This is a genomic window from Streptomyces spinoverrucosus, from assembly GCF_006539505.1.
Classification (GTDB): domain Bacteria; phylum Actinomycetota; class Actinomycetes; order Streptomycetales; family Streptomycetaceae; genus Streptomyces; species Streptomyces spinoverrucosus.
This window is the reverse complement of the sequence record NZ_BJND01000048.1, coordinates 1-23,985: the sequence shown is the minus strand read 5'-3', so window position 1 is coordinate 23,985 and position 23,985 is coordinate 1. Positions and strand designations below refer to the sequence as shown.

18 protein-coding genes are annotated in these 23,985 nt (G+C 72.6%); 8 read left to right on the top strand and 10 right to left on the bottom strand.

Annotated features, from left to right (window positions below; translation table 11 throughout):
• Positions 1–316 precede the first annotated feature (316 nt).
• Positions 317–553 carry a hypothetical protein gene (locus tag SSP24_RS29195; protein WP_141312788.1) on the top strand — a complete coding sequence of 79 codons (237 nt, stop codon included), beginning with the start codon at positions 317–319 and terminating at the stop codon, positions 551–553.
• A 77-nt stretch (positions 554–630) separates the two neighbouring features.
• Here SSP24_RS29195 and SSP24_RS29190 read toward each other — a convergent pair whose 3' ends face one another.
• From SSP24_RS29190 to SSP24_RS29170, 5 genes are all read right to left on the bottom strand, one after another.
• Positions 631–1,473 (bottom strand): chitosanase, encoded by an 843-nt coding sequence (locus SSP24_RS29190; RefSeq protein ID WP_141312787.1) that lies wholly within the window; start codon positions 1,471–1,473, stop codon positions 631–633.
• Positions 1,474–1,619: 146 nt separating this feature from the next.
• Entirely contained in the window at positions 1,620–4,346 is a 2,727-nt protein-coding gene (locus SSP24_RS29185) for a SpoIIE family protein phosphatase (protein WP_141312785.1), read from the bottom strand.
• Positions 4,347–4,510: 164 nt separating this feature from the next.
• Positions 4,511–7,024: a SpoIIE family protein phosphatase gene (locus tag SSP24_RS29180; RefSeq protein ID WP_141312783.1), complete on the bottom strand. Its 2,514-nt coding sequence runs from the start codon at positions 7,022–7,024 to the stop codon at positions 4,511–4,513.
• Positions 7,025–7,290: 266 nt separating this feature from the next.
• Positions 7,291–7,971, bottom strand: a complete 681-nt coding sequence (locus SSP24_RS29175; RefSeq protein ID WP_141312781.1) for a lipoprotein — start codon at positions 7,969–7,971, stop codon at positions 7,291–7,293.
• A 73-nt stretch (positions 7,972–8,044) separates the two neighbouring features.
• Positions 8,045–8,911, bottom strand: coding sequence for a fructosamine kinase family protein (locus SSP24_RS29170; protein ID WP_141312779.1), 867 nt, complete (start codon positions 8,909–8,911; stop codon positions 8,045–8,047).
• 129 nt (positions 8,912–9,040) lie between these two features.
• On the opposite strand from SSP24_RS29170, the gene SSP24_RS29165 reads away from it, so the two are divergent.
• Complete coding sequence (locus tag SSP24_RS29165; RefSeq protein WP_141312777.1) at positions 9,041–9,673, top strand: class I SAM-dependent methyltransferase; 633 nt, start codon at positions 9,041–9,043, stop codon at positions 9,671–9,673.
• A 113-nt stretch (positions 9,674–9,786) separates the two neighbouring features.
• The gene (locus SSP24_RS29160) at positions 9,787–11,319 is read left to right on the top strand and encodes an FAD-dependent oxidoreductase (protein ID WP_141312775.1); all 1,533 of its coding nucleotides are present in this window, start codon (positions 9,787–9,789) and stop codon (positions 11,317–11,319) included.
• A 56-nt stretch (positions 11,320–11,375) separates the two neighbouring features.
• On the opposite strand, the gene SSP24_RS29155 is transcribed toward SSP24_RS29160, so the two are convergent.
• Positions 11,376–11,984 carry a TetR/AcrR family transcriptional regulator gene (locus tag SSP24_RS29155; protein WP_141312773.1) on the bottom strand — a complete coding sequence of 203 codons (609 nt, stop codon included), beginning with the start codon at positions 11,982–11,984 and terminating at the stop codon, positions 11,376–11,378.
• Positions 11,985–12,154: 170 nt separating this feature from the next.
• Here SSP24_RS29155 and SSP24_RS29150 point away from each other — a divergent pair, with 170 nt between their 5' ends.
• From SSP24_RS29150 to SSP24_RS29140, 3 genes are all read left to right on the top strand, one after another.
• The gene (locus tag SSP24_RS29150; RefSeq protein WP_141312771.1) at positions 12,155–13,681 is read left to right on the top strand and encodes an APC family permease; all 1,527 of its coding nucleotides are present in this window, start codon (positions 12,155–12,157) and stop codon (positions 13,679–13,681) included.
• 13 nt (positions 13,682–13,694) lie between these two features.
• Positions 13,695–15,266: an amidohydrolase gene (locus SSP24_RS29145; RefSeq protein WP_141312769.1), complete on the top strand. Its 1,572-nt coding sequence runs from the start codon at positions 13,695–13,697 to the stop codon at positions 15,264–15,266.
• 79 nt (positions 15,267–15,345) lie between these two features.
• Positions 15,346–15,519, top strand: coding sequence for a CsbD family protein (locus SSP24_RS29140; RefSeq protein ID WP_141312767.1), 174 nt, complete (start codon positions 15,346–15,348; stop codon positions 15,517–15,519).
• A gap of 69 nt (positions 15,520–15,588) precedes the next feature.
• On the opposite strand, the gene SSP24_RS29135 is transcribed toward SSP24_RS29140, so the two are convergent.
• Both SSP24_RS29135 and SSP24_RS29130 read right to left on the bottom strand, forming a co-directional pair.
• On the bottom strand, positions 15,589–16,326 hold the full coding sequence (locus SSP24_RS29135; RefSeq protein WP_141312765.1) for a D-Ala-D-Ala carboxypeptidase family metallohydrolase: 738 nt from the start codon (positions 16,324–16,326) through the stop codon (positions 15,589–15,591).
• Between the two features lie 167 nt (positions 16,327–16,493).
• A complete protein-coding gene (locus tag SSP24_RS29130) occupies positions 16,494–17,420 on the bottom strand; it encodes a peptidoglycan-binding protein (protein ID WP_141312763.1) in 927 nt (308 codons plus the stop codon).
• A 191-nt stretch (positions 17,421–17,611) separates the two neighbouring features.
• On the opposite strand from SSP24_RS29130, the gene SSP24_RS29125 reads away from it, so the two are divergent.
• Positions 17,612–18,322 carry a cyclodityrosine synthase gene (locus SSP24_RS29125; protein ID WP_229866311.1) on the top strand — a complete coding sequence of 237 codons (711 nt, stop codon included), beginning with the start codon at positions 17,612–17,614 and terminating at the stop codon, positions 18,320–18,322.
• Positions 18,319–19,527 (top strand): cytochrome P450, encoded by a 1,209-nt coding sequence (locus SSP24_RS29120; RefSeq protein WP_141312761.1) that lies wholly within the window; start codon positions 18,319–18,321, stop codon positions 19,525–19,527. The genes SSP24_RS29125 and SSP24_RS29120 overlap by 4 nt, the downstream gene beginning before the upstream one ends.
• A gap of 64 nt (positions 19,528–19,591) precedes the next feature.
• Here SSP24_RS29120 and SSP24_RS29115 read toward each other — a convergent pair whose 3' ends face one another.
• The gene (locus tag SSP24_RS29115) at positions 19,592–21,148 is read right to left on the bottom strand and encodes an APC family permease (RefSeq protein ID WP_141312759.1); all 1,557 of its coding nucleotides are present in this window, start codon (positions 21,146–21,148) and stop codon (positions 19,592–19,594) included.
• A gap of 250 nt (positions 21,149–21,398) precedes the next feature.
• Positions 21,399–23,675, bottom strand: a complete 2,277-nt coding sequence (locus tag SSP24_RS29110; protein WP_141312757.1) for a catalase — start codon at positions 23,673–23,675, stop codon at positions 21,399–21,401.
• Positions 23,676–23,985: the final 310 nt, after the last annotated feature.

The following is a 23,985-nucleotide window of genomic DNA, read 5'->3' as shown; positions in this document are numbered from 1 at the left end:
CGGCGGCCGCCAGCCACTCCACTCCGCGTGTCCAGACGAGATCGCTCATGTTCCGCTCCGGGGGGTGTCCGCTCGACCCCGGTCGAGGCCGATCCGGCATATGCATGCTGGTAGATATTTCTATCCGGCGGAAGGGGTGGCGCAGGCTGGCGTTTGCGGCGGTTGCGTTCGAGACTCGGCCCTGCGTGCGACGTGCGACGTGCGACGCGCGACGTGGTGACCTGCCGGTGTGCCCGGCGGTCAGAGGGGTACCCGAGCCGCGCTGAGGGGTCCGCGCCCGAAGGACCCCGGTGAACCGGCGAAGGAGGAGGCCCGGATGACCAGTGGCACGGAGACCGGCGGCGTGACCGGCACGCCGGACAAGGACTACAACCTCATCTGGTACGTGGAGGCGTGTCTGAACAACGCGCTGCGCCTGGAGACGTACATCCAGGACGCCGAGCGCGACAAGGACACGGAGCTCGTGGACCTGTTCCGCAAGGCCCAGGCGGACAGCCGCAAGGGCGCCGAACTGGGCAAGGCCCTCCTGCGCTCCCGGCTCGACGGCGGCTGAACGGGCCTGCCGGACGGCCGGGGCCCGGACACCGACGCGCCGCCGGTGTCCGGGCCCTCGTCTGTGCGGGGCCGCCGTCAGTCGAGGTGGTAGCTGTCCCCGTACACCTTCCAGTCCAGCGGCGTGTTCAGGTCCAGATTGCCGTTGCGCAGGAAGACCCGCTGGGCCGTGTCGACCCGGCTGGTGTCGCTGTGCGCCTCCTCCTGCTTCATCGCCCACACCCGCGCGTCCAGGAAGGCGTGCAGGTACCTCACCTCGTCGCCGCCCTGTGCCGGGGGCACCGCGCTGCGCAGGGCCCGCTTGCGGATGTTGCGGAAGCTGAGGGGGTCGGTGCCGTCGCCGTGCATCACCAGGGCGTCGTAGTAGGCGAACTGGCCCAGCACCCGCAGCCCGTCCGTCTTGCCCTGCCGTACGGCCGGGTTGAAGTACACCCGGTCGCGCTCGTCGTTCTGCGCCTGCTGGAAGGCCCGGTCCTGCGCGGCCCTGCGCCAGTCCCGCGGGTAGTGCGGGTCGAGACCGTCGTGCGAGTCGGTGCCGTTGACCCGGCGCAGCGCCGGGAGATAGGGCGCCAGCACGTTGCCCGGCTTGCGGGCGGCGTAGAGCTCGACGAGGTCGAGCATGTCGCCGGTGCCGGAGCAGAAGCCGATGATGCCGGCCGTGTAGCCGCGGCCGTCGCGGATGTCCTCGATGTACTGGTACTGGGCCTTCCAGTCCAGCGACGAGTTCTCCGCGCTGGAGACCAGCTTCATGGCGATCTCCTTCTTCGCCGGGTCGTCCAGCCCCGGCGCCCGCGTCGCGGGGTTCGCGGCGGCGAAGGCGGGCCGGCCGCCCAGCAGCGGGGCCGCCGCGAGGGAGGCGCCGAGCAGGGCGAGAAGGGCGCGGCGCGAGGCGCTCGCGCGGGCAGTGGAGTCGTACGTCACGGGGGCTCCCGATGAAGGTGGGGGGTGGTGGACTGGCCGTTCCGTGAAGCGCGGATCGATAGGAAGGTTTCCTACCAGATATCGCGCACGGTGAGAACACCCTCGGACGACATCGGATCCGGCGTGGTCCGCCCGCCCGGCTCACCTCACGGCAGCGGCTGTTCGGCCCAGATCACCTTGCCGCCGGGCAGATAGCGCGTGCCCCAGCGTTCGGCGAGCTGCGCGACCAGGAACAGGCCGCGCCCGCCTTCGTCGGTCATAGCCGCATACCGCAGATGCGGGGCGGTGTTGCTGCTGTCGAACACCTCGCAGATCAGGCTCCGGTCCCGCAGCACCCGCACCCGGATCGGCGCGCCGCCGTAGCGGATCGCGTTGGTGACCAGCTCGCTCAGGATCAGCTCCGTGGTGAACGCCAGGTCCTCGAGGCCCCACTCCGTCAGACGCCGTGTGATCGAGGCGCGTACCTCGCCGACGGCCGCCGGATCGGACCGCACGTCGCAGGCGGCCACCCGGTCGGGCCCCAGGGCCTGGGTGCGGGCGACGATCAGGGCGATGTCGTCGCTCGGCCGGGCTTCCGGCCGCGAGTCCAGCACCGCCCGGCAGGTGTCCTCCGGCGACGGCCCGGCCTGCTCCAGGGCGGCGCGCAGCAGGTCGAGGCCGACGTCGATGTCCCGCTCCCGGTCCTCGACCAGCCCGTCGGTGTACAGCACCAGCCGACTGCCCTCCGGCACCTCCATTTCCGCTGTCTCGAACGGCAGGCCGCCCAGCCCCAGCGGGGGACCGGCGGGCACCTCGGGGAACTCCACGCTGCCGTCGGGCAGGACCAGTGCCGGCGGCGGATGCCCGGCGCGGGCAATGGCGCAGCGCCGTGCCACCGGGTCGTAGATCGCGTACAGGCAGGTCGCTCCCGTGATGGGCGCACTGCCACCCTCCGCCGCCTCGTCCTGGTCGATCCGGGCGACCAGCTCGTCGAGCAGCGCGAGCAATTCGTCGGGCGCGAGGTCAAGGGCGGAGAAGTTGTGCACCGCCGTGCGCAGCCGGCCCATCGTCGCGGCAGCGTGCAGCCCGTGGCCCACCACGTCCCCGACGACCAGGGCGACCCGGGTCCCGGACAGCGGCAGTACGTCGAACCAGTCGCCGCCGACCCCGGCCTGGGCCGGAAGGTACCGGTAGGCGATCTCCAGGGCGCTCTGCTCGGGCAGCGTGCGCGGCAGCAGACTGCGCTGCAGCGTCACCGCCATGGTGTGCTCGCGCGTGTAGCGGCGGGCGTTGTCGATGGACACGGCGGCCCGGGCGACCAGCTCCTCGGCCAGGGCCAGGTCCTCCGTGTCGAAGGGCTCGGGGTTCTCCGAGCGCCAGAAGGTGACCATCCCGAGGATCAGGGAGCCCGCCCGCAGCGGCGCGGTGATCAGCGAGTGGATCCCGTACTCCAAGGCCTGCGAGGTGAGCTCCAGGTCCTGCGCCTGCCAGCCCGGCGCATCCCGCAGACGGGGCTCGATGGTCGCCCGCCCGGCCCGCAGACTGCGGGCCTGCGGCGAGGAGGGGACGAACTGGATCCGCTCACCCACCGGATACAGCGGCGGATCCTGGTGTACGCCCGCCAGGGCCGTCCGGCGCAGCTCGGTTCCGACCTCCGGCTGCTCACCGCTGAGCACGGCGCCGAACAGGTCCACGGTCACGAAGTCCGCGAACCGCGGCACGGCCAGCTCCGCCAACTCCTCGGCGGTTCGGGTGACGTCCAGGCTGGTGCCGATGCCCACACCGGCCGCGTACAGCATGTCGAGACGCTCCCGCGCCACCTCGGCCCGGCCCGACAGGGCCCGCAGCTCGGTCGAGTCGCGCAGGGTCGCGACGCTGCCGTGCGGGCCGCCGCGCAGATGGGTGGGCCGCTGGTTGACCGCCAGCAGCCGGTCCTTGACCAGCCGCACCTCGTCCGTGGCCACCCGCCCCGACGCCAGCAGCTCCGCGGTGTCCACGGGCAGGCCGAGGTCGCGGACCCGGCGGCCCTCGGCGTCGTCGGGCAGGCCGAGCAGCCGGCGGGCCTCGTCGTTGGCGAGCAGCAGGGCGCCGTCGCCGTCGACGATGAGTACGCCCTCCCGGACCGCGTGCAGGACCGCGTCGTGATGCTCGTACATCCGGGTCATCTCACGCGGGCCGAGGCCACGCGTCTGCCGCAGTAGCCGTCGGCTCACCAGCGCGGTGCCCGCCGTGGCCATCACCAGCGCGCCGGCCGCGGTGAACAGCACCATCGGCAACTGCCGGTTGGCCGCACCGCCCACGTGTGCGGTGGTGATGCCAGCCGACACAAGGCCGACCACCCTGCCGTCCGGCGCCTTGATCGGCACCACGGCCTGCACCAGCGGACCTATCGTCCCGGTGATGTCCTCGACGACGGTCCCACCGGCCAGCGCGGGCTGAATGGTGCCGACGAACCGCTTGCCGATCCGGTCCGGGAGGGGGTGTGTGTAGCGGACGCCGTCGGTGTTCATCACGACGATGAAGTCGACCTTCGTCGCTGCGCGGGCCGCCTCGGCCCGTGGCTGCAGGATGGCCGTGGGGTCGGGGCTGCTCAGCGCCTCGCGGGTGCCGGGCGCGTTGGCGAAGGTCTCGGCGACCGCCAGTGACCGGTTGCGGGCCTCCGTCGTCGTGTCGTGGCGGCTCTGCAGCACCAGCGCCACCACGGCCACCACGACCAGCAGCAGCACGATCACGACCTGGAAGACGAACACCTGTCCGGCCACGCTGCGCCCGCTGAGCGCCGACCGTATGGCCGCGGCGGGACTCCACCGTGACCGCGTGCCACGCCGCCGCCCGTCCGGCCCGCCGTCCGCGGCCGACCGCGCCAGCCGCTCGCTGAGCACAGCGGCAGGCATGCGTGCGTGGTGCGCTGCTTCGGTGGGACGGGTGGGCCGAGTCCGGGATCGGCCCGATGGGCGGACCATGTGCCCTGTCTACACTCCCGAGCCCGAGGAGGCGAGGGAAGTCACGCAGTGTGGTGAGGCGCGTGTGTCATGTGACGGCGTCGCCGGTACGGTGCTCAGCCCGCCTTTCCGGTCCGGCGGGCGGCGAGCAGCAGCGCGATGTCGTCCGGCCGGTCCGTGGCGTGCCGGGCGGTCGCCGTGAGCCGGTCCGCGACGGTCAGCAGGGAGCGGCCGCCCGGCCGGCCCGCCGAGGCACCGGCCTTGGCCAGCGCCACCCGCAGCGCGCTGATCCCCTCGTCGATGTCGCAGCCGGCCCGCTCCACGAGCCCGTCCGTGTACAGCGCGAGCACGGCGCCGGGATCCATCACGAGGTCGGTCACCGGGTACTGGGCGTGCGGATCCACCCCGAGCACCACACCGCCGGGAATGTCCAGCACGAGCGTCCGGCCGCCCGGCCGGCGCAGCAGCGGCGGTGGATGTCCCGCGCGGGCCGCCATGGCCCGGCCGGTGACGGGGTCGAGACGGACGTAGCAGCAGCTCGCGAACTGGCCGGGGTCGAGGTCGATGAGCAGATGGTTGGTGCCGCTCAGCACCTCGTCCGGCGGCCGGTCGTCGAGCGCGAACGCGCGCACCGCGCTGCGCAGCTGCCCCATGGTCGCCGCCGCCTGCACCCCGTGCCCCTGCACATCGCCGATCACGAGGGCGAGCCCGTCCCCGGCCTCCACGACGTCGTACCAGTCGCCGCCCACGTCCATGCCCTGCGTGCCCGGCAGATACCGGCCCGCCGTCTCCACCCGGGGATGGACCGGCAGCCGCCGGGGCAGCAGGGCGCGCTGCAGCCCGCGGGCGAGCGCCGCCTCGGTCTCGTAGCGCTGCGCCTTCTCCATGGCGTGCGCGATCAGCCCGGCGAGCGCGGTGAGGACCGTGCGTTCCTCGGTGCTGAAGCTGCGGGGCCCTTCGAAGCCGAGGATGCAGGAGCCGACCGGCCGCCCCGACGCGATCAGCGGCAGGAAGGCGCGGGCTCCCTCGGTGGCGTCCAGCGGGATACCCGGGTAGGCGTCCGCCAGCTGCTGCATCGAGTCGAAGAACAGCGGCCGGCCGGTGGTCAGCGTCTCCACGCCGGGCAGCCGGGCGTCCAGGCTCACGCCCTCGAAGGGCGCGAGGAATCCGGGCGGGAAGCCGGTCTCCCAGGCCAGGTACAGGTGCCGCTCCTGGAGCAGGTAGATGGCGAGCCGGCGGCCGCCGAACGCGGGCAGCAGCTCCTGCATGACCACGGCGGAGACCTGCCGCGCGGTGGTCGCCTCGGTCAGCGCGATGGCGAGGACGATCGGCCGGTGCACCGGCGAGGTCGCCGCCACGCCGGTGCCGGCGGCCCCGTCCGTGACCTCGGGTGCGACCGGGGCCTGCGCGCCGCGATGAGCGGGGGCGATGGTGCAGGTCAGAAGGTCCGGGCCGGGATGGACGGAGACGGACAGCCAGTCACCGTCGTACGGCTCGAACTGCTGGGCGCTGCTCTCCCGCCCACCCGGCGGCGGCCGTCTGACATGGAAGTGGACGGGCTCGGGGGACAGCAGCGCCGCCCGCAGATGGTCCTCGCACGCCGGCTGGGCCAGCCACGGCACGCCCTCCCACAGCGCACGCCCGAGGAAGCGTGCCCGCGGCTCGCCCAGCAGTTCGGCGGCGCGCGGATTGGCGTACACGATCAGCCCCAGCCGGTCCAGGCAGAACACCCCTTGGGGCAGCTGGTCGGCGGCCGCGTCGGCCACCGAGGCCGCGTCGAGGACGATCCCGCCGACCGGCTGGTCCGGGCCGTGCACGGCGGCATCCGGGCAGCACAGCTCCACCAGCCGGTCCGCGCCCTCCGCGGTCCGCAGACGCAGCGGCCCGGACGGCTGCTTGCCCGCGGCGGCCTCCCGCAGCAGGTCCGCGAGCCGGTCCGTGTCCTCCGCGGCCACGGCCCGGACCAGCGCGTCCGCGCCCCAGGGCCGGTCCTCGGCGGCCAGCGGCAGCAGCAGCCCGGCGCTGTCGTCCGCCGTGACCAGGTCGGTCGTGGGCTGCCAGGCGAACCGCCCGACCCGCCCCGCCGTCGGGCAGGCTCCGGGCGGCCGTACGCACATCGGCTCGTCGTCCCAGACCAGCGGCACCCCCGCCGCCTCCAGCCGCCGCACGGCGGCGCCCAGCTCCTCGGCGATCTCGGCCACCCGGTCCCGCTCGACCAGCACCTCGGTGATGTCGGAGGCGGGCGGCAGCAGCACGGTCAGTACGCCGAAGGGCGCCGACATCCCCATGACGGGCACGTTGATCGACCCCACCGGGAACGGCAGCCCCGCCGCGAACTGCGGATAGCGGCGCATGCTCTCGGTGGCGTTGGGCAGCACGATCTTCACGCCGAGCCGGTAGGCGTCGGCGACCGGGAACCGGCGGTCGACGTGCAGCCGCCACCAGGGCCGGTACAGCCGCCCGGGCAGCCCCACCAGGACGGCGAGCCGCAGGACGCCGGGGGTTCCGGACGGGACGTAGACGCCCGCGGCGCGGCCACTGGTGGCGCGGACCGCCTCCGCCGCGGCGTTGGCCAGCAGCGTGGCCAGCCCGCCGGGCGTCCCGTTCCGGCCCTCGGCGCTCCCAGTCATCGGCCCTACCTCGTCCATGCGCGCCGTTGCGCAGGCGACACAGCAAGAATGCGCCTCGACGCCCCTTGCCCGCACCCGGGCGGGCGCGAATCCGGAGCGTACGCCATGGATCGGCGGAGGGAACCGGTCCGGACGGCGCCTTCTGGGAGGTGACGGCCGGAGGGCCTACGTGAGGCTTCGGGAGCCGCCCTGCTCGACGGGCGGGGCGAGCAGGGCCCGCCGGACCTTCGACGGCCTCGCCCGGCTCGCCGAGTCGCCCGCGCGTCTCAGGACGCCCGCAACGTCCGCTTCGCGAGCTCGTACGCCGGAAGCATCGCCTCGTGCTCCGCGGTGTCCAGCCCGCCGAGGTGCAGGACGACCGGGCCGTCCGGCGTGGCGACGGCGAGCGCGCGCTCCGTCTTGGTCTCGTCCATCAGCTCGCTCGTGTACAGGTACTCCACCTCGGTACCGGAGAGGTCCCCCGCCTCGAATGGCGTGTACTTCTCCTCGCTCACGCCCTTCTCGGCGGCCAGGAACTCCTCCAGTACGGCCCGCGCGTCGGCGTCGCCCGGCTCCCCGGTCCAGATCCGCAGGAAGCCGATGTGCCCGGCGGGCTTGGCGTCCACCTCGCAGGCGGCGGTGACCGGACCCTGCCGCAGCACCATGTCGGCGAGCTCCTCCGGCACCTCCTTCGAGGCGCCGGGGGCGGACTCCGCCTCCCACTTCACGGCGATGTCGAAGGTGACGGGCAGTTCACAGGGCGATCCCGCCGCCCCGATCGTGCCGCCGCTCTCGACGCCCTCAGGCGCCGTATTCGCCGCGTCCGCCGCGTCCGCCGGGTTCGAGGCAGAGGCGCTCGCGCCCGCCTTGGCGTCGTCCTCCGCCCCCTCCCCGCAGCCCGTCAACAGCCCCGCCACCAACGCCACGTGGACCAGCCCCCGCCACGCGTTCCCCGCCCCGACCTGCACCGCGGTGTCTCCTCTCGGTTGAGGCGGGCACTGTATCCCGGGCGCACCACGGGCGGCGCGCGGGCCCCGTGGCTCAGCGGGCCAGCGTGGCCCGGGCCGCCTGCAGCGCCTGCACGGCGTAGGACCGGCCGAACAGCACGGCGTGCACGAGCAGCGGAAACAGCTGGTGCAGCGCGATACGGTCCCGCCAGCCCGCGGCCAGTGGGGCGGCCTCCTGGTAACCGTCGAGCACCTCGTCGAGGTGGGGGCAGCCGAAGAGATGGAGCATGGCGAGGTCGGTCTCGCGGTGCCCGCCGTGCGCGGCCGGATCGATGAGCCAGGCGTGCCCGTCGGCGCCCCACAGCACATTGCCGTTCCAGAGGTCGCCGTGCAGCCGCGCGGGCGCCTCGGCGGGCCCTGCGAGTTCCGTGAGCCGCTCGCAGACGCGCTCGACGACGCTCGCCTCGGCGGCACGCACGGTCCCGTCGTCCACGGCACGCCGCAGATACGGCAACACACGGTGCTCGGCGTACCAGGTGGGCCAGTCGGTGCCGGGGACGTTGCGCATCGGGGCGAGCCCGATCGACGCGTCCCTCGGGCCGCCCGGCGGTGGAGCCCCGAACGCCTCCGCCCCGGAGGCGTGCAGCGCGGCCAGGTCACGCCCGAACCGCACGGCCGCCCGCCCGCTGGGCCGCCCGTCCGGCACCCGGTCGGTCACCAGCCACCGCCCGTCATGACCGTGCACGGCCGGAACCCGCACCGCGCCCGCCGCGCCGAGCCACCGCAGTCCCGCCGCCTCGGCCCGCACCCCGCCCGGCGCGTCCTGGCTCTTCACCATCACCACCCGCCCGTCGTCGAGGGTGACCTCGGCGAGCGTGCCGGACACCGGTCGCACGCCGGTCACCGCCCGCCCCGTGAACCGGGCCGCCGCAGCCTCGGGCTCCTGGTCGCTGCTCTGCACGGCCCCCACCGTACGACAGGGCGGAACCGGCCATTTGCGGTATCGGCAAAGGCGTTTGTCCCGGAGCGACGGCCGGGCGAGGCTCGGTCCCAGCACGCCGACCCGGCATCGAAACCCCGAGGAGACGCCATGACCGAACTCGCACCCACCGAGCCCGCCGCCTTCTGGGAGGCCCGCTACCGCGACACCGACCGCGTCTGGAGCGGCCGCCCCAACGCGCTGCTCGTCCGCGAGGTGGCCGACCTGAAACCCGGCACCGCCCTCGACCTGGGCTGCGGCGAGGGTGCCGACGCGGTGTGGCTGGCGTCCCGCGGCTGGCAGGTCACCGGCGCCGACATCTCGGCCACCGCCCTGGAACGTGCCGCCCTGCACGCCGCCGACGCCGGGGTCGGCGACCGCACCGCCTGGGAACGGCACGAACTCGGCCGCACCTTCCCCGAGGGCACCTACGACCTGGTGAACGCCCAGTACCTGCAGTCCCCGGTGGCCTTCGACCAGCAGGGGGTGCTACGACGGGCCGCCGAGGCAGTCGCCGTGCACGGCACGCTCCTGATCGTGATGCACGCCGGCTGGCCGTCCTGGCAGACGGAACCGCCCTTCGAGGCCGTCTTCCCCACGCTGGAGAGCGTCCTGGCCGAACTCGCGCTGCCCGACGGGAGCTGGACCGTCGAGACGGCGGAGACCGTACGGCGGACAAGCGTCTCACCCGACGGGGAGGAGGGCTTCCGCGAGGACAACGTGTGGCGCATCCGGCGCGTCTGAAAGCCGCGTTCGAAGCGCCCGCCCGGGAAGCACCGGCACGTCATGCGTGGGCCACCGGCACCTCACACGGACGGCTCCGTGTGACCGGCACGCGCCCCGGGAACTCGGCGGCCATGACCGAGCAGGCAGCACTCCACGCGTCCTACTGGCTCGACACCCTCCCGCCCGGCGACCCGGCACCCCCGCCCGCGGGCGACTTCCAGGTGGACGTCGCTGTCATCGGCGGCGGCATCGCCGGGCTGAGCACGGCCTGGGAACTGACCCGGCGCGGGCACGGGGTCGCCGTACTGGAGGCCGACCGGATCGCCGCCGGCGTCACCGGGCACACCACCGCCAAGCTCAGCGCCCAGCACACCCTGATCTACGACCGGCTGCGCCGCACCCGCGGCACCGACGGGGCCCGCCTCTACGCGCGCTCGCAGACGGAGGCCATCCACCACGCCGCCGAGATCGTCCACGAACTGGGCATCGAGTGCGACTGGGAGGACACCGCCGCCTACACCTTCGCCCACGGCCGCCGCCGCATCCCCGAGCTGCGGGCCGAGGCGGAGGCCGCCAAGGAGGCGGGACTGACCGCCGAGTTCGTCACGGAGACGGACCTGCCGTTCCCGGTCGCGGGCGCGGTCCGGGTCGCGGACCAGGCCCAGTTCCATCCGCGCAAGTACCTGCTGGCGCTGGCCGACGCCATCCGCAGCGGGGGAGGGCAGCTGTACGAGGGGACACGCGTCCTCGGGCTCACCGAGGGCGAGCCGTGCGTGCTGACCACGGAGGAGGGCACCCGCGTGACCGCCCGGGCGGTCGTCGTCGCCACGCACTACCCGGTCTTCGACCGCGCCCTGCTCTTCACCCGCCTGGCACCCCGCCGGGAGGTCGTGGTGGCGGCCCCCGTCGACGCGGCCAAGGCCCCCGAGGGCATGTACATCACGCCCGAGCACCACACCCGTTCGGTGCGCACGGCGCCGTACGCGGACGGCAAACGGCTGCTCATCGTGACCGGCGAGCACTTCACCCCGGGCAGCGGCCGGGACTCCGAGGAGCCGTTCGCGACCCTCACCAGCTGGGCCGAACGCCACTTCGGCACGCTGCACCTCAGCCACCGGTGGGCCACCCAGGACAACGACTCCACCGACCACGTACCGCTCGTCGGCCTGCTGCACCCCGCGAGCCGTCACGTCTACGTCGCCACCGGCTTCGGCGGCTGGGGCATGACCGGCGGGATCATGTCCGGCCGGCTGCTCTGCGACCAGATCACCGGGCGTGAGGCGGCACCGTGGAGCGAGCTGTACGACCCGCGCCGCATCACCCCCGTGCTGCGCGAGGGCGGCCAGTTCATCCGCCACCAGGCCAATGTCGCCCGCCACTTCATCGGCGACCGGCTCCCGGCCCTGACCCGGCCGGGGCTGGACGACCTCGCCCCCGGCGACGGCGCCGTCGTGCACATCGGCGGCAGCCGCTGCGCGGTCCACCGCGACGAGGACGGGCGGCTGCACGCGGTGTCCGCCCGCTGCACCCATCTGGGCTGCCTCGTGGCGTTCAACCGCGCCGAACAGGCCTGGGAGTGCCCCTGCCACGGCTCCCGCTTCGCCCCCGACGGTCAGGTCCTGCAAGGGCCCGCGGTACGACCGTTGGAACAGCGGGACATCTGAGGCGGCGAACGGCTCTCTGCGGCACCCCGTAGGCCCTCGCGGGCTCATGAACGCCCCTACCGCCGCTCCCGCAAAGCCCGCGCATGGCTCATGAACGCCGCCAGCCCCACCTCGAACGCCCGGTCCGCCCGCCCCTCGCCCACCGCCGCGAGCACCCGGGCGAGCCGGGGCGTGGGGGCCTGGTCCGTCAGTTCCCACATCGTCTCCGGCGCCGCGAGGTCGAGCGCCGAACCCAGCACCAGGTTCTCCAGCGCGATCAGCAGCGGCATCACCTCGGCGTCGGTGAAACCAGCGTCCAGCAGCAGGCCGACCGCCCGCTCGTACTGCTCCAGCACCCGAGGTGCCCGCACCGGTGACGTCATCAGCAGCGGAATCGCCCTCGGATGCGCGGCGAAGGCGGCGCGATAGGACCGCGCCCAAGCCTCCAGCCCCACGTCCCAGGGCGTGAGATCCAGCGTCCCCGGGTCGATCGCGGCCGCCACCCGCTCGCGCAGCAGCTCCACGATGCCGTCCCGGCCCTCCACGTGGTGGTACACCGACCCGGTCTGCGCCCCGAGCCGCCGGGCGATCTGCGGCACGCTGAAGTCGCCCTGCTCATCGATCAGTTGGAGCGCGGTCGTGGTGATGCGCTCACGATCGAGCAGCGGTGTGCGCGGCCGTCCCATGGTCAGCGTTCTCCCTGAGGTCTTCCCGAATGCCCAACAGGAGGTTACATTGCGGAAACCGAAAGCCTTTAGGTTTACGGGAGGAGCGCGGGAACTGCGCGACCAGCCCCACCCAACCCGCACACACCCGCACACAACAACCACCACGGCGATCGAAGGGCAAGACGCGCATGACCCCGACCACCCCCGACGCCCCCGCCGACAGAGCACCGGCCCCCACGGCCACCCTCCGCTCCGGCTCCCTCGGCACCGCCGACATCGCCTTCTTCGTCGTCTCGGCCGCAGCCCCGCTCACCGTGATGGCCGGTGTCGCCCCGCTGGCGATCCTGCTCGGCGGCATAGGCGCCCCCGTCGGCTACCTCCTCGCCGGTATCACCCTCGCCGTCTTCGCCGTCGGCTTCACCACGATGAGCCGTCATGTCCGCGGCGGCGGCGCCTTCTACGCCTTCATCACCCGCGGCCTCGGCCGCCGCGTCGGCATCGGCGCCGCGCTGCTCGCCCTGGTCGGCTACAACGGCATGGAGATCGGCGTCTACGGCCTCCTCGGCACCGCCACCCAGGACACCGCACACGCCCTCTTCGGCGCCGACATTCCCTGGCTTCCGGTCTCCCTGGCGGGCCTGCTGCTCATCGGCTACGGCGGCTACCGCTCCATCGACTTCGGCGCCAAGGTCCTCGGCGTGCTGCTGGTCGCCGAGACCGGCATCCTCGTCCTGCTCGCGGCCGGCGTCCTGATCAAGGGCGGCGCCCACGGTCTGTCCGCCGCCTCCCTCGCCCCCGGCAACGTCCTCGTCCCCGGCACCGCCGCCGTGCTCGCCTTCGCCTTCGCGGCGTTCACCGGATTCGAATCAACCGTCATCTACCGCCGCGAGGCCCGCGACCCCCACCGCACCGTCCCGCGCGCCACCTACCTTGCCGTCGGCTTCCTCGGCGTCTTCTACGCCTTCACCGTCTGGATCGTCATCCAGGCCTTCGGCAACGCGGAGGTCGTGCGGGCGGCGGGCGAGGACCCGGGCGCGCTCTTCTTCACCGCGATCACCACCTACGTCGGCGGCTGGGCGGCGGACCTGATGCACGTCTTCATCGTCACCAGCGTCCTCGCCTCGCTCCTCGCCTTCCACAACGCCATCAACCGCTACGCCCTCGCCCTCGCCGAAGAAGGCGTCCTGCCACGCCCGTTGGCCCGCATCCACCCCCGCCACCGCTCCCCGTACGTATCCGGCATCGCCCAGACCGTCCTCGGCGCCCTTGTCGTCCTCGCCTTCTGGGCGGCGGGCGCCGACCCGTACGGTCAGCTGCTGCTGTGGGTCAACACCCCCGGCATGATCGGCCTGATGGTGCTGCAACTGCTCGCCGCGATCGCCATCCCCTGCTACTTCCGCCGCGTCCGCCACCAGGAGGGCACCCTGCGCACCCTCGTGGCCCCTGTCCTCGCCACCGTCCTGCTGGCCACGGCGATCGTCCTGGTCGTGACCCACATCGACCACTTCACGGGCGCGTCCCCGACCGTGAACACCCTCCTGGTCGCCGTGGCCCCCGTCGCCTTCGCCGCCGGCCTCCCGCTCGCGTGGTGGCTGCGCCGCAGGCGCCCCGAGGTGTACGAGTCCTTCGCCGCCGAGCCGGATGAAGCCGCAGACAGCACCCCGCCCAGCAAGGACGCCACAGCGTCCGCCCCGTCGAATGGCCTTGCCCAGTAAGGGAGTTCACCGCATGCCCACCGCCGACCTCGTCCTCACCGGCGCCCAGGTCCGCACCCTCGACCCCGCCCGCCCCCGGGCCACCGCCGTCGCCGTACGCGACGGGCTCGTGGCGGCGGTCGGCGACGAGAGCGACGTACGCGACTGGCGCGGCCCGGGCACCGAGGTCGTACCACTCGACGGCGCCTACCTGGTACCCGGTCTGGTGGACGCCCACAGCCACCCGGTGTGGGGCCTGGACATGGCGACCGGGACGGACCTGTCCGCGGTGCGCGACCTGGCGGGACTGCGCGCCGCGCTCGCGTCGGCGGCACGCATCGACGGCTGGGTGATCGGTTTCGGGCTGGACCACAACGCCTTCGAGGGCCGCCCCATCGACCGCGCCCTCATCGAGGAGGCACTCGGCGGAGCCCCCGCCTTCCTGCGGCTGTACGACGCTCATTCCGCCCTCGCCAGTGCCGCCGCGCTCGACGCGGCGGGCGTGACCGGGCCGCGCGCCTTCGCGCAGCGCTCGGAGGTCGTCTGCGAGGCCACCGGCCGCCCCACCGGGCATCTCGTCGAGCACACGGCGATGGACCTGGTGGCCCGGGTGATGCCCCGCCCGACCTACGCCGAACGCCGCGCCCGCCTGGTGGAGTTGCTGTCGGCGATGGCGGCGACCGGTCTGACCGGCGCGCATGTGATGGACGGCGGGGACCTGGACCTCGTCGAGTCCGTGGCCCGTGAGACGGTCCTGCCGGTGCGGCTGCGGTTCGCGCCCTGGTGCATGCCCGGCGCCGACAAGGACGACCTGGACGAGCTGATCGCCCTACAGGGGCGGGGCGGGCGGCACTGGCTGGTCGGCGGGGTGAAGTTCTTCATGGACGGCACCGTCGAGGGCGGCACCGCCTGGCTGACGCACCCGGACTGCCACGGCCAGGGCACGGCGGCGTTCTGGCCGGATCCCGAGGCCTACGCCGCCGCCGTACGGCACCTGCACGCGGCCGGAGTCCGCACGGCCACGCACGCCATCGGCGACGCCGCGGTACGCCACGTCCTCGACGTGGTGGCCGCCCTCGGCCCCGGCGCCCGCGGGGCGCACCGCGTCGAGCACATCGAGACGGCACCGGACGACCTGCTGCCGCGCTTCGCCGCACTGGGCGTGACGGCGTCCATGCAGCCACCGCACACCGCCTACACCCGACCCGACGGCACCGACGAGTGGTCCCGCCGCCTGGGCGCCGACCGGGCCGCCCACGCCTGGCGGCTGCGTGACCTGCGTGACGCGGGCGCGACGGTCGCCCTCGGCTCGGACTGGCCGATCGCCCACTACGACGCCCGCACAGTGCTCGCCACGGCCCGCCGGCCGAAGGGCGCCGCCTCGCACCGCGCCGGCCTCACCGGCCTGGAGGCCCTGGAAGGCTGCACGACGCACGCGGCGTACGCGGCCGGCGAGTCCGGCACGGCGGGCCGGATCGCCCCCGGCCTCCGCGCCGACCTCACCGCGCTCGCCGTGGACCCCGTCGAGGCCCCCGCCGACGAACTGGCTCAGGCGCCGGTGCGCCTGACGGTGACCGGCGGGCACGTGGTCCACCGGGCGGGGTGAGCGACGGGCGTTTGCGCCTTGTGGATCGGATCACTCGGAGAGCGACAGCGAACGCCTCCGATGCTTGGAGTGAACGATCGTGGCGCGAGAGAAGAAGGCCAAGGCCAAGATGGAACAGGCCAAGGGCAAGGCCAAAGAGGCGGCCGGCCGCGCGGTCGGCAACGAGCGAATGACCGCCGAGGGCAAGATGGAACAAGCCAAGGGCGACGCTCGCCAGGCGAAGGAGAAGACCAAGGACACGTTCAAGCACTGACCGGGCGACGTACGAGGAGCGGGTCCCCCACGGTGTGCCGGGGAACCCGCTCCTCGTCCGTGCGGCGGCTCAGATCCCGCAGGAGGACGCGGACCAGAACTGGCTGTCGCGGTGGTCGAGGTGGGTGTGGTCGTTGTGACCGGGGTAGCCCGGGCCGAGGATGCCCCGGAAGCCGTGGTTACGGGCCTGCTTGGCCAGCGTGCACAGGGAGTGCGGGCCGGCCCCGAGGTCGGCGGCGTCCCCGTACAGGTGGCGGCTGTTGCCGGCGCCGCCCACCGCGCTGTTGCAGGCGTAGGAGCGGAAGCCGCTGGTCACCGTGATGGGCTGGTCGCCGAGCGCGTGCCGCATGGCCTCCAGCTTCCACATGGTGCGCAGCGCGTTGGCCTTGGCCGTCGAGGCGCTGACCGCGCCGCCGGACCAGGTGGTGTTGCAGTCGTTCAACTCGCTGTACGAGAAGTGGATCGGCGTGCAGTCGTCGTCCTGCAGGGCGTAGAGCTTGTTGAAGGTGTTCGGGCCGGCGACACCGTCCGCGGCCAGGCCGTACGCCGACTGGAAGCGCTTCAGGGCGGCCTCGGTGGCCGGCCCGAAGTCGCCGTCGACCGCCAGCACGGCGCCGTAGCCCGGGTAACCGCCGAGGCGGATCTGCAGCTGGGTGACGTCGGCTCCCGAGGAGCCCCGCGAGAGGGTGCGGTTCCAGGTGTAGCAGCCGTCGGCGTGCGCGGTGCCGGCCGTGGCGAGGGTGCCCGCCCAGGCGCCAGTCATGACCATGACAAGGGCGACGAGGAGTCGAACGGTCCGTCTGTACATGTGCTCTCCATGTCGGGGGAGACGTGACGTTTTGCCGAACGTGCAGGGCTGTGTGACGCGCGTCAACGATGGGGCACGCCGCCGTGGGCGCGCAAGGGCGGGACCGCCCAGTTGCCCGGACGGTCACCACCCATTGGCGCGCCCTTCACGGCGGCGCATGCGACGGGTCAGGAGAACAGCAGCCGCCAGGTCAGCGGGCCCGGGTAACCGTCGGCGTCACCGCGCAGCTCCGCGCGGGACTTCTGGAAGTCACGCACGTTCAGCCGGTCCGCCTCGCCCCACGCCCGGCTCGGACCGACCCGGTAGTGGTCGCCGAAGCCCCGCTTCACGAGCTGCTTGCCGAGCTGGAGCACGTACTCGTTCGACGCCCCGTCCCGGAAGTACTTGCGGCCCGGGAACGCGGGAACCGTCGGCTTGCTCGGTTTCGGCGGCTTGGCGTCCCCGGTGTCGTCGTCCCCCAGGTCGAGATCGGCCTTGGCGTACTTCAGGATGCGGGCGAAGTCGATCGCGCCCGGGTCGCCGTGCGAGTTCTCCGGCACGTGCATGTGCCCGCACACGCCCCTGAAGTCAGACCACTTGGCCCCGGACATCCGCTGGCCGGCGCCGTTGGCGTACGACGACGGATACGCGGGCCACTGCTTCGGGCCCGACAGGGGCAGGCCGTGCTCCTCGTGCATCCACGCCAGGAACCGGGCCACCCCGCGCAGCGCCCAGTCCGGCGCGTCCGGCCAGTAGATGTGGCTGTGCCCGGCGGACTTCCACTTCGCGTGCGTCTTGGGATCGCAGGTGCCGACCAGCTCGACCTGGCACACGTTGAGGGTGTTGGTCTCGACCCCGCCGCGCAGGTTCTGCAGGGCCCTGGACGAGGTCTCGATGTCGAAGTGCTGGTACCACTTCAGCTTCTTCGCCCCCAGGTCCGGCACCGCCGTCAGGTTCGGCGCCGAGGAACCTCCGCCGTAGCCGGGCAGGGAACGGCCCTCGGTGGTGTGCAGGACGACGACGTTGACCTCCATCGCCGTCCCGCCGAAGTCGTCCTGGTACCAGTTGGCCCGGCTCGCACCCGGGAACCTCTGGGGCCCTGTCTTCTTGCTCAACTCGTCCTCCCCCGTAGAAGTTGACTCTCTGATCGACGATCCCGGCACTCGACGATTGATACGAGCGTTTTCGGCCAAACTCACAGCGTGACTAGGCGGGCACGTCCCGTGCGGATAACGTGAGCCCGCCGCGTCGCCACACCGGGGGCACAGGGCCCGCAGGGACTTGCGCGCGGCGGAGGATTACCCCTTTGACCACAGCATCCGTGCTGATGGCCGACGTCTTCCAGGTTCAGCCCTACACGTCCCACTGCGAGGTGATCTACGCCGAGGGCGCGCACGCCGTCATCGGTGTATCGCCGGGCAACAGCTATTTTTCCGCCCGGCGGCTGCACGACCTCGCCCGCTGGGGGCTGGACCACTTCGAGAAGGTCGACTTCGTCTACACCGACCTGTTCCTGGCCGAGATGTACGAGGCCTCCGGCTACGCCCCCGACGACGCCCGCAGAAAGGCGGTGAAGAACCTCAGGGGCGTCCGCGCGAAGGTCCGCGACGCGGTGACCGGCGCCGACCCGGAGGGGGCGCGGCTGCGCTGGCAGCCGATGTCCGATTTCCGGTCCAACCCGTCGTACCAGGAGATCCACCGGCATCTGAAGAGCCGACTGGCCACCGACGACGACTTCCGCGCGGTGTGCGAGGCCCTCGTGAGCCGGTTCCTGACCGCCCGCGGGGAGGCGGCGAGCGAGCGGCAGCGCGCGGTGTGCCTGGAGTACGTGTGCGCTGAGGCCCCGCTGTTCCTCGACACCCCCGCGATCCTCGGTGTGCCGTCCTCGCTCAACTGCTACCACCAGCTCCTGCCGATGGCGGAACTGCTCTACGCGCGCGGCGCCGGGCTGCGCGCCTCCCGCAACCAGGGTCACGCCGTCGTCACCCCCGCCACCGCCGAAGGAGCCGCCGCATGACCACCGCCCTTGACGCCGCCCGCGCCACGGACATCCTCGACTTCCCGTTCTCGTGGGAAGGGACGCGGGTGCCCGCCGAGGTGGCGGAGCTGCGCGCCACGACCCCGGTCCGGCGGGTCCGCACGATCGCCGGTGACGAGGCCTGGCTGGTGTCGTCGCACAGCCTGTGCCGGCAGGTCCTGGAGGACGACCGGTTCTCCCTGAAGGAGACCTCCGCCCCCGGCGTCCCGCGCCAGTACGCCCTCACGATCCCGCCCGAGGTCGTGAACAACATGGGCAACATCACCGGCGCCGGGCTGCGCCGGGCGGTGATGAAGGCGCTCAACCCCAAGGCGCCGGGCCTGACCGACTGGATGCGCGCGGAGGCCGAACGTCTCGTCGCCGCACTCGTCGAGGCCGGACCCACCGCGGATCTGCGGGCCGCGTTCTGCGATCCGTACTCGGCCGGGATGCACTGCCGGATCCTCGGCATCCCGCAGAGCGAGGCGCCGCACTTCCTGCGCAGCCTCGACATCGCGTTCATGAACTCGCCGTGCCCCATCACGGGCGCGAAGATCAACTGGGACCGGGACATCAACCGTATGAGCGCCCTCCTGAACGATCCCGCGACCCAGGGCCTGATGGGCGAGCTCGCCGCCCTGCGCGACAACCCCGACTACGCGCACCTGACGGACGAGATGCTGGCCACCGTCGGCGTCACCATGTTCGGCGCGGGCGTCATCTCCACCTCCGGCTTCCTCGCGATGGCGCTGGTCCACCTGCTGATCCACCGCACCACCTGGGATCTGCTCCGGGACCACCCGGAACTGCTCGACCGCGGAGTGGAGGAGCTGCTGCGGGTCAACCTCTCCATCGGCGACGCCCTGCCCCGGCTGGCCCTCGCCGACGTCCGGCTGGGCGAGGTGGAGGTCAAGCGGGGTGAACTCGTCCTGGTCCTCGTCGAGGGCGCCAACCTCGACCCGGAGAAGTTCCCCAACCCGCACCGCTTCGACGTGCACCGCGAGAACGTCGGCGACCACCTGTCCTTCGGCGGCGGCTCCCACTACTGCCCGGCGACCGCCCTGGGCCGAGCGCACGCCCGGATCGCCCTGGAGGTGCTCCAGCGGCGCCTGCCGGACCTGAGCCTCGCGGTGCCGGTGGAACAGCTCGTGTGGCGTACCGGCTTCATGAAGCGCATCCCCGAGCGGCTGCCCGTCACCTGGTAGCACGGCGTCGTCCCCGTCCCGCCACCCCTGGGACGGGGACGCCCGCTCGTCGGCCCGCGGCTCGTCAGTCCTCCGCGACCAGCGCCGGTGTCGACGGCGTCAGCACCTCACCGCGGAAGAAGGCCGGGCTGCGTCGGCGCATCACCGACATGATCACCAGGCCCAGGGCCAGCAGCCCCACGCCGATCACGAACACCGACCCCACACCCAGCACGGACGAGCCGCTGCCGTACGCCGGGTCCCACATGTCGATCAGCGTCTTGGCGAACACCGCCGCCAGCAGCACCCCGCCGACCACCGGGAACAGCCCCTTGAACAGCAGGTCGCGGCCGGAGCGCCGCAGCTCCGCACGGAAGTACCAGGCGCAGGCGAACGCCGTCAGCGCGTAGTAGAAGCAGATCATCAGGCCGAGCGCGTAGATGGTGTCGACCAGCACGTGCTCGCTGACCAGCGTCATCACCGTGTAGAACACGCCGGTCGCGACACCCGCGGTCACCGTGGCCCGCCCCGGCGTCTTGAAGCGCGGGTGCACCCGGGCGTACGACGGCGGCAGCGCCTCGTACGTCGACATCGCCAGCACCGTACGGGCCACCGGGATGAACGTCGTCTGCAAACTGGCCGCGGCCGAGGCGAGCACCGCGACGAAGAGCAGGATGCCGAGCGCGGGGCCCATCACCGGGCCGGCCAGCGCGGCGAAGACATTGCCGGAGGTCTCCGGGTTGGCGAGACCCAGCCCCTGGTCACCGGAGCCGACGACCATCTGCGCCGCCACACCGGTGGCCAGATACGAGCCGACCAGCACCACCATGGCGACCAGCGCCGCGCGACCGGGGGTACGGCTGCTGCCGCTGGTCTCCTCGTTGGCGGTCAGGCAGGCGTCCCAGCCCCAGTACATGAAGATCGACAGCGACAGACCGGCGGTGAACGCGGCGAACGACTGCACGGCGAACGGATTCAGCCACGACCACGAGAACTCCGCCGACGTCGGGAACTCGGCGCTCCCCGCCTTCCCGAAGGCCATCGCCACGAAGACGGCCAGCACCAGCAGCTGCAACGCCACCAGCGCGTACTGCACACCCTTCGTCGCGGTCATCCCCCGGTAGCTGATCACCGTCGCCACCGCGATCAGGGCCAGACAGGTGACGATGTGGACGGCCTTGTTCCCGTCCAGCGCGGCGACGGACTCACTGCCCGTGAGCTCGCCCGCGAGCAGCCAGAAGTACGAGGTGGCCACACCGGCCAGGTTGGACAGCACGATGATCGTGGCGATCACCAGCCCCCAGCCGCACATCCAGCCCACGCGCGGCCCGAACGCCTTCACCGTCCAGGTGAACGAGGTGCCGCAGTCCGGCATCGCCTTGTTCAGCTCGCGGTACGCGAAGGCGACCAGCAGCATCGGCAGAAAGCCCGCGAGGAACACGGCGGGCATCTGCACGCCCACCTCGCCCGCCGTGGAACCGAGCGTCGAGGTGAGGCAGTACACCGGGGCCACGGTGGACACACCGATGACCGCGCTGCCCAGCAGGCCGACGGAGTTCCCGCTCAGGCCCTTGGCGCGCATCCCCCCGACGGGGGGCGCGCCCGTGTCTCCGGCCCGGGGCCGTACGTCCAGCTGAGTCATGAACAGGACGTTAAATCCTGCGGTATCCGTGCCGACGCGACGTGACGTCAGCCTGACGGGAGGCACAAAATCCGATCATTCAACGGCGCAACGGTGATTGGTCCTGCGATTGAAAGGTTGGTCGTCGAATCCATACCGGACTTCCAATGTCGACTTCCAAGCGTCCGATATTCGGTAATCGCAGCGAGGCCCGATGTGACGCGTTGCGATCTTTCCGTGTGATCCGCGCCACACCGGGCCTCGCGCCCGTTCACACACGTGCGGCAAACCGCTCCCACACGCGGTGGTTCTTCAACAGCCCCGTGACCTCTTCCAGCACCCCGGTGCCGGTCTCGCCGGTCACCACGCCGGGCGCGTCGGCGGGCACGCCCGCGGCCTCCAGTGCGGACTGCGCGCCCGCCCAGCCGCCGATCGCCTTGCCGTGCCGGAACGCCTCGCCCAGCATCAGCAGCACCCGCGGATCCGTGGGGCGCGCGCCGTTCGGCTCGCCGTTGCCCGCCTTGGCGTCCCGGGCGCCGTAGGCGTCGCCGCCCGGCCCCGGCACGCCCGCCAGCAGCAGGGCGTCGAACTCGATCGAGCGGGCCGTGGCGAACGTCCGCTGCACGGTGATCGGCTCGCCCTCCGAGTCGAGCTTGCCGCCCGAGGGGGCGATCACCAGGGGCACCATCCCGCCCCTCAGGACGATCTCGCGCACCACGCGCACGCCGTCCAGGTCGCCCGCCCCGTCGGTGACGATCCCGACGATCCGGCCGTCCAGCGGCCAGGCGCGGCCGACCTGGGACAGCGCCGGGGACGGCTCGACGGTCTCGATCGGCACCGTCGGCTCGGGCGCCGGCAGCCCCAGACCGGCGGCGACGGGCTCGCACAGCTCGGGGTCGATGTTGGCCAGCACCCGCAGCCCCCGCTCCTTGATGGCCTGCTCGTAGCACTTGCCCAGCTCGAAGGTGTAGGCGGCGACGATGTGCTCCCGCTCCACCGGGCTCATGCTCCGCCAGAACCGCCGGGGCTGGCTGAAGTGGTCCGCGAACGACGTCGGCGCCTCACGCACCTTCTGCGCCTGCGGCACCGTCACCGGCGCCTCGATGTACGCGCGGGTGTCCGCACCCGCCAGGAACGGGCAGCCGCCGTCCAGCGAGTTCGGCCGGTAGGGCGCCGCACCGCTGTGCACGGCCGTCTGGTGCATGCCGTCGCGCAGCATGTCGTTGATCGGCGCGTGCGGGCGGTTGACCGGGATCTGCGCGAAGTTCGGCCCGCCCAGGCGGGTGATCTGCGTGTCCAGGTAGGAGAACAGCCGCCCGGCCAGCAGCGGGTCGTCGGTGATGTCTATGCCGGGCACGAGATGGCCGGGGTGGAAGGCCACCTGCTCGGTCTCGGCGAAGAAGTTGGTCGGATTGGCGTTCAGCGTCAGCAGCCCGATCGGCTGCACCGGCGCCAATTCCTCCGGGACGATGTTCGTCGGGTCGAGCAGGTCGATACCCTCGAACGTCTGCTCGGGAGTGTCCGGGAACGTCTGGATGCCCAGCTCCCACTGCGGGTACGCCCCCGCCTCGATCGCGTCGGCGAGATCGCGCCGGTGGAAGTCGGGGTCGACGCCGCCCGCGATCTGGGCCTCCTCCCACACCAGGGAGTGCACGCCCAGCTTCGGCTTCCAGTGGAACTTCACCAGCGTGGTCGCGCCCTCGGCGTTCACCAGCCGGAAGGTGTGCACGCCGAAGCCCTCCATCATGCGGAACGACCTGGGGATGCCCCGGTCGGACATGTTCCACAGCGTGTGGTGGGTGGCCTCGGTGTGCAGGGTGACGAAGTCCCAGAACGTGTCGTGCGCGCTCTGGGCCTGCGGGATCTCCCGGTCCGGGTGCGGTTTCCCGGCGTGGATGACGTCGGGGAACTTGACCGCGTCCTGGATGAAGAACACCGGAATGTTGTTGCCCACCAGGTCGAACGTGCCCTCGCTGGTGTAGAACTTCGTCGCGAAACCCCGCGTGTCGCGGACCGTGTCGGCCGAGCCGCGCGAGCCGAGCACCGTCGAGAACCGCACGAACACCGGCGTCTCGGCGTCCTTCTGCAGGAAGGCCGCCTTGGTGACGCTCGCCGCGCTGCCGTAGCCCTGGAAGATGCCGTGGGCGGCGGCGCCGCGCGCGTGCACGACCCGCTCGGGGATGCGCTCGTGGTCGAAGTGGGTGATCTTCTCCCGCAGGTGGTGGTCCTGGAGCAGGACCGGCCCGCGGGCGCCGGCCTTGAGGGAGTGATCGGTGTCGTAGAGCCGGTTGCCCTGCGCGGTGGTCAGATACGGGTCGCCCTGCCCCTGCGTCGTCGGGTCCGCCTCGGTCGGTATGCCGGTGGGGCTCACCGTTGCGGGAGCGGCCTGGTCCGGCTTGGGCGGCAGTGGCCCCCGGACATCGGTGGGCTCGTGCACCGGCGGCGACTCGGCTCCGGGCCGGCCCGGGACGCCCTCCGCGGGCCCGTCGTCGCCCAGGGCGGCAGCGGCCTTGTCGGCCACGGCTTTGATGGGGTTCTTGTCGCTCATGGCACTCCCAAGGGAAGGAAGGATCGACGTATGGGCGACCGCGCGCTCGCGCGACACCGCACGCGAGGCCCTGAGTACCCGAAGCCCCCGGACCGAACCGTCCGCATTTCGGCCGGTTGAAGAGCCCGGTCCGCGTGCACCTGAGGACCTATGCGAGGGATACGAGCGACGGTGCGCACGCTCCGGCGCCGCTACGGCACCGCCGTGGAGGCGGTACGGCGGGCCTGCGCCGGTCCGGGCCGTGAGCGCGATCTGGCGGTGCAGGCGGTGAAGGCGGCGCTGGCCGCGTGGCTGGCCTGGGCGGTGGGGG

Bases quoted from the DNA above. Each gene is read 5' to 3' on its own strand.
- SSP24_RS29195 (WP_141312788.1), top strand. From the start codon at position 317: ATGACCAGTGGCACGGAGACCGGCGGCGTGACCGGCACGCCGGACAAG.
- SSP24_RS29185 (WP_141312785.1), bottom strand. From the start codon at position 4,346: ATGCCTGCCGCTGTGCTCAGCGAGCGGCTGGCGCGGTCGGCCGCGGAC.
- SSP24_RS29180 (WP_141312783.1), bottom strand. From the start codon at position 7,024: ATGACTGGGAGCGCCGAGGGCCGGAACGGGACGCCCGGCGGGCTGGCC.
- SSP24_RS29165 (WP_141312777.1), top strand. From the start codon at position 9,041: ATGACCGAACTCGCACCCACCGAGCCCGCCGCCTTCTGGGAGGCCCGC.
- SSP24_RS29160 (WP_141312775.1), top strand. From the start codon at position 9,787: ATGACCGAGCAGGCAGCACTCCACGCGTCCTACTGGCTCGACACCCTC.
- SSP24_RS29155 (WP_141312773.1), bottom strand. From the start codon at position 11,984: ATGGGACGGCCGCGCACACCGCTGCTCGATCGTGAGCGCATCACCACG.
- SSP24_RS29150 (WP_141312771.1), top strand. From the start codon at position 12,155: ATGACCCCGACCACCCCCGACGCCCCCGCCGACAGAGCACCGGCCCCC.
- SSP24_RS29145 (WP_141312769.1), top strand. From the start codon at position 13,695: ATGCCCACCGCCGACCTCGTCCTCACCGGCGCCCAGGTCCGCACCCTC.
- SSP24_RS29135 (WP_141312765.1), bottom strand. From the start codon at position 16,326: ATGTACAGACGGACCGTTCGACTCCTCGTCGCCCTTGTCATGGTCATG.
- SSP24_RS29120 (WP_141312761.1), top strand. From the start codon at position 18,319: ATGACCACCGCCCTTGACGCCGCCCGCGCCACGGACATCCTCGACTTC.
- SSP24_RS29115 (WP_141312759.1), bottom strand. From the start codon at position 21,148: ATGACTCAGCTGGACGTACGGCCCCGGGCCGGAGACACGGGCGCGCCC.
- SSP24_RS29110 (WP_141312757.1), bottom strand. From the start codon at position 23,675: ATGAGCGACAAGAACCCCATCAAAGCCGTGGCCGACAAGGCCGCTGCC.